Source organism: uncultured Mailhella sp., from assembly GCF_947631555.1.
Lineage (GTDB): Bacteria > Desulfobacterota > Desulfovibrionia > Desulfovibrionales > Desulfovibrionaceae > Mailhella.
The window spans coordinates 1-4,675 of the sequence record NZ_CANRLT010000116.1; the positions used below are offsets into that span (position 1 = coordinate 1).

A 4,675-nucleotide genomic window follows, 5' to 3' on the forward strand; every position below is an offset into this window, starting at 1 on the left:
TCATCATCAACAGCAATTTTCCGGGCCGCCTGGGAGCGCTGGCCCGTTATCTGACCGCCTCCGGTCACGAGGTGCTGTTCGTCGCCAGGTACGGCAGGCGGGAGGCGTCTCTGCCCGGAGTACAGCGCCTTGTCCTGAAGATACGCGATGTTGCCGTGGGCGAGGAGCGCGGCATGGTGCAGCTCTGGAAGCGGACGCTCCATGTGGGGGAGCAGGCGCTTGCCCCCATGCGTCTGCTGGCCAGGGAATTTCGCCCGGATATGGTGCTCTCCACCCACGCGGAAGGTATCGCGTTCTTTGCGCACGCCCTGCTTCCTGAAGCCTTCCATGTGTTTTATCCGGGCGATGATGTGCCCTATGCCGAAGCGGGCGCCATGCGGGATATGCGCTCTCTGCGGGTGCTGCAGGGCGATTGCTGCATTGCGTTCACGCGGGCCGATGTGCGCAGCCTGCCGGACGTGCTCCAGAGCTGGATCCATCTGGCCACGCCCTGGGTGGAGACGGAACTGCTTGACCCCGCACAGGCAAAAGTTTTCCTGCCGGATGGCCGCACGGCTGCCCCGGAACTTATTTCTGTGGACATGAAGGGACTGGACGAAACCGCCACTCGCGCCGTGCGCCGGCTGATGGTTGACCTTCTGACGCTTCGCCCGCGCTGTCATGCGGTGCTGGAGTACGGAGAAAACCATGCGGGGACGCTGTGGCTGCGGCGTCTGCCTGAGGATGTACGCAGCCGCCTGCACGCGGCGGAGTTTCTGCCCCTTGCCGCGCGGCGGGATCTCTTCTGCACCTCCTCGCTGCACCTCTGCCAGAACGAAAGAGACGGGCTTTTCCCCGGCAGGCTGGAAGCCATGAGCTGCGGCGCGCTCCTGATGTCACCGCTGTCAGGGGAAAAGTTTTTGAAGCCGGGCATCAATATGCTGCCATTCCCGCAGGACAGCCACAGAAAGCGGCTTGCCGCCGTGCTCCATGCGCTGGAACACGCCCCTGACTATGCGCCGCTGCGCACCCGCGCCCGGCAGGATGTGCTGGCGGTCTATGCCCCGGAGCTTGTCCTGCCCGCCCATACGGCCATGCTCATGGATGCGTACGCGGAGCACCGCAGACACGACAGTCCGCAGAGGGAAGACGCCTGAGCGCTTTCACCCTGGCACGGCTTCTCCTGGCACATTTTAGTGCTTGAGCTTGCCTTGTGACTTGGCTATGATGGTGGGCACACCCAAACGCCGGCACGAGGAAAGCCATGAACGACGACGCCCATCCTTCCGAACAGACAGAAGATATTATCGAGCTTCTGGATATTGTTGCCCCGCAGGAAACAGACCCAGAAGGCCAGAGCGCGGACAAGCCCGCAGCCGAAGTTGAGGCCTCCGGCGAAAAAGTGTCCTGTACGGAAGCGTCCGCAGAGCCTTCCGAGCCGGAGGGAGACAATGCTGCCGCTGCGTCCATGACTGATTCAGCCGTGACTGAGCCTGCCGAAAAAGAGGCCGCAGAAGAAGCGCCGTGCCATGACGGAGACGTCCTCCCAGAACAGCCTGTTCCCGGCGAAACGCCTCATTGCGCCGCGGATTCTGAGTCTGCCCTCTCTGACAATGTGGAATCGGAGGAAGAGCCGGAACTGACCGCTGAGAAAGGCAATGCACCCTCCGAAGAGACAGCCTCAGCGGAAGCGGAGGCTTTGCAGGCAGAAGGAGAGTGCTGCACGGCGGAAGCGGATGTTGAGCCTGTGGCCGGGCCATACGATACGAAACTCCGCGAGCTGGAAGAACGGCTTGCGGCGGCGGAACAGGCCCGTGACGCGCTGGCCGCCCGCCTGGAGGAGCTTGAACAGCAGCTTGCAGACGCCGGAACCATGCTTCTCGAGGATGCCGGTGTGCGTCTGCGCCTCGAAGAGCTGGTCAGCCATATGCTGGACGCCAGAGAACCAGAGTCCCCCCTCACGGAACGCCTGGACGCGCTGGAAGGGCGTCTTCGCGACTGGGAAGAGCAGTCCGACCGCAGGATGATGCAGGCCGCCGCCCGCGTGATCCGGGAAGAAATCGCGGCGATGAAGGCGGATGCAAGCTAGTCCTGCGCCTCCTTGGCTGTTTTTGAAACGTTGCGGCGGCCTGCTCGTTTCGGAGAAGTGTCCCCTTGGTTTTGCCGCGCCGAATTAAAGGGTTCAGCCGGAAATTTTTGGAGTTTTTATGGGTTCTTTCGTCACTGGTCAGATTATCGAAGCTCGCTGCTCGCGGTGCAGAGACATCACGGGGCACGTTGTCGTGGCCTGCCTGAAGGGGATTCCCGTGAAGGTGGAGTGCCGCGCCTGCGGCAGCGTCCATAGATACGCCGCGCCGGACGCCCCTGCCCGCCGGGCACAGGAGGCCACGGTAAGCGTTCGGGCTGGAAGAGACCGGACGCAGGCCGTGGACGCCGCCGCTCATGCGGAAGCCGTGCGCGGTGAAAGAGGCGAAAGGCCCTGCCGTCAGTCCCGTGCGGAGCGAAGCCGGGAAGAGGCCGAAAGCCGCTGGCGGGACGCTGTCGCAGGAATAGTCTCCCAGCCCGTTCCCTACGCCATGACCGGCTGTTTCCCGGCGGATTCCCTTGTTGACCATCCGGTTTTTGGGGTGGGCGCGGTTCTCGAAGTTTTCCCGCCGGACAAAATGGACGTGCTTTTTCGCGGGGGAGTGAAGCGGCTGCGCTGCGCCTGCTGAAATTTGTTCATGAAAAATTCAACTTTTTGCTTGCAATTCCCCGCTCAAGCAGGCAACACTTGAAGGAGAAAGTTTACGGAGGCAGCATGTTCGTCGTCGCCAACCTTGTTACGACAATCGCCGGGCTTCTGAGCCTGGTCATCAACCTGTACACGTTTGTCATCATCGTGGCGGCGTTCCTCTCCTGGGTCAATCCCGATCCTTACAACGCCATCGTCCGGACGCTTCGCGCCATGACGGAGCCGGTCTTTTACCGCATCCGTAAAATGATTCCCTTCGTGATGTTCAACGGGATAGACCTCTCGCCTGTTGTGGCGCTGGTCGTCCTGCAGCTGCTGAACGGCGTGGTCGTGCAGTCTCTGCTTCAGCTCGGCCTGCGCTTAACCTCCGAATGACTGTAAGAGGCCGTCTTTCGACGTTTCTTTGCCACCCCAAACCAATGGAGTCTGCGTTATGGAAGAACGTGATATTAAAATCGTGGAACAGTACGGCGACACTGATCCTGAACTGAAGGCTCTCTGGGAAGAACATATGCTCTATGAGAAGCAGCTTGAGAAATACAAGGGCAAGGCGTACCTCACGCCTTCGGAAGAGCAGGAGATGAAGACGCTCAAGAAGCAGAAGCTCGAAGGCAAGACCCGTCTTGCCGCGGCTCTGGAAAAATACAAGAAGTAAGGCGGCCTTTCGCCTGGGCACGGGTGAACAGGGCTTTCTTTTTTGAAGGATGTTCCGCACCGGCGTCTGCCGTTTCGCACGAAGAGCGGCGGACGCCGGGGAATATCCCGCAGATACGGCAAGTCGCAGTCAGGACGTTCCGAAGCCGGATGGCTTTCGGATATCCTGTCTTTTTTTATCAAAAGGCTCCGGCGGCATGAACGCCGCCGGTCTGCCACGGCCGCTCCTTTCCCCGTTTTCGCTTTGTCGCTCTGCGGCTTCGGCGGGAATGCGGAGGAGCGCTTCAGGTATGAACATGGCAAATATACGTTCTTCGTATTCGGACGGCGTGGGGTTCTACGGCAGCGAAGATCCCCGGGAACTGGTCAGGCGTTTCGGCTCCCCTCTCTATGTGTACAGCGAAAAGATTCTGCGCTCCTGCTGCCGGGAGCTGCGCGCTCTTTCCTCCCTGCCGGGCTTTTGCGTCAACTATTCCGCCAAGGCCAACACCAATCCCGCCTTGCTGCGCATCATTCATTCGGAAGGACTGGTGGCGGACGCCATGTCTCCCGGGGAACTCTACCTCGATGCGCTGGCGGGCTTCACGCCGGAAGAGATTACCTACGTCTGCAACAATGTCAGCGCCGAAGAACTGAAGAACGCCGATGAACACGGCTGCGTTGTGAGCGTGGATTCCCTGTCTCAGCTTGAGCTGTTCGGCCGTACCGTTCCCGGCGGCCGCGTCATGGTGCGCTTTAACCCCGGCATCGGCGCCGGGCACAGTGAGAAGGTCGTGACCGGCGGCAAGAAGACCAAGTTCGGCGTCGATCCGGACATGGTGCCTGCGGTGCAGGAGCTTCTGGCCCGCTATCAGCTCAAGCTGGCGGGACTGAATCAGCATATCGGTTCGCTGTTCATGGAGGCCGGGCCGTATCTGGACGCCATGAACGTGCTTCTGCGCATGGCCGAAACCTTCCTGAAGCAGGGCTATCCTCTGGAGATCATCGACTTCGGCGGCGGCCTCGGTATGCCGTATCACAAGTACGAAGGGCAGCCGCGCATGGACATGGCGGAACTTGGCCGGGCCATCCACACCCGTCTGTCCGCATGGAGCGCGTCCACAGGATACAAGGGGCGCTTTTTCATCGAACCCGGGCGCTACGTCGTGGCCGAATGCGGCGCCGTGCTGGGGACGGTCCACGCCACGAAGAACAACGGCCCGCACCGCTTTGCGGGTACGGATATCGGCTTCAACGTGCTGGCCCGCCCCATGCTCTACGACGCCTTCCACGATGTGGAAATCTTCCGCGAGAACGGCCGGCCGGACG

The 4,675-nt window shown here is 61.2% G+C and carries 6 protein-coding genes; all 6 read left to right on the forward strand.

All coding sequences use genetic code 11. The features are described 5' to 3' along the window. Positions 1-1,136, forward strand: a 1,136-nt coding sequence (locus Q0Z94_RS11005) for a hypothetical protein (RefSeq protein ID WP_298069667.1), incomplete at its 5' end; no start/stop codon positions are given. A gap of 107 nt (positions 1,137-1,243) precedes the next feature. Further along, positions 1,244-2,068: a hypothetical protein gene (locus Q0Z94_RS11010; protein ID WP_298069669.1), complete on the forward strand. Its 825-nt coding sequence runs from the start codon at positions 1,244-1,246 to the stop codon at positions 2,066-2,068. 118 nt (positions 2,069-2,186) lie between these two features. Then, on the forward strand, positions 2,187-2,693 hold the full coding sequence (locus tag Q0Z94_RS11015) for a hypothetical protein (protein ID WP_298069671.1): 507 nt from the start codon (positions 2,187-2,189) through the stop codon (positions 2,691-2,693). An 86-nt stretch (positions 2,694-2,779) separates the two neighbouring features. Beyond that, entirely contained in the window at positions 2,780-3,088 is a 309-nt protein-coding gene (locus Q0Z94_RS11020) for a YggT family protein (RefSeq protein ID WP_298069673.1), read from the forward strand. 58 nt (positions 3,089-3,146) lie between these two features. Continuing rightward, complete coding sequence (locus Q0Z94_RS11025) at positions 3,147-3,368, forward strand: DUF465 domain-containing protein (protein WP_298069675.1); 222 nt, start codon at positions 3,147-3,149, stop codon at positions 3,366-3,368. Positions 3,369-3,663: 295 nt separating this feature from the next. Further along, positions 3,664-4,675 (forward strand): diaminopimelate decarboxylase (locus tag Q0Z94_RS11030; RefSeq protein WP_298069677.1); only part of this gene is annotated, 1,012 nt, incomplete at its 3' end.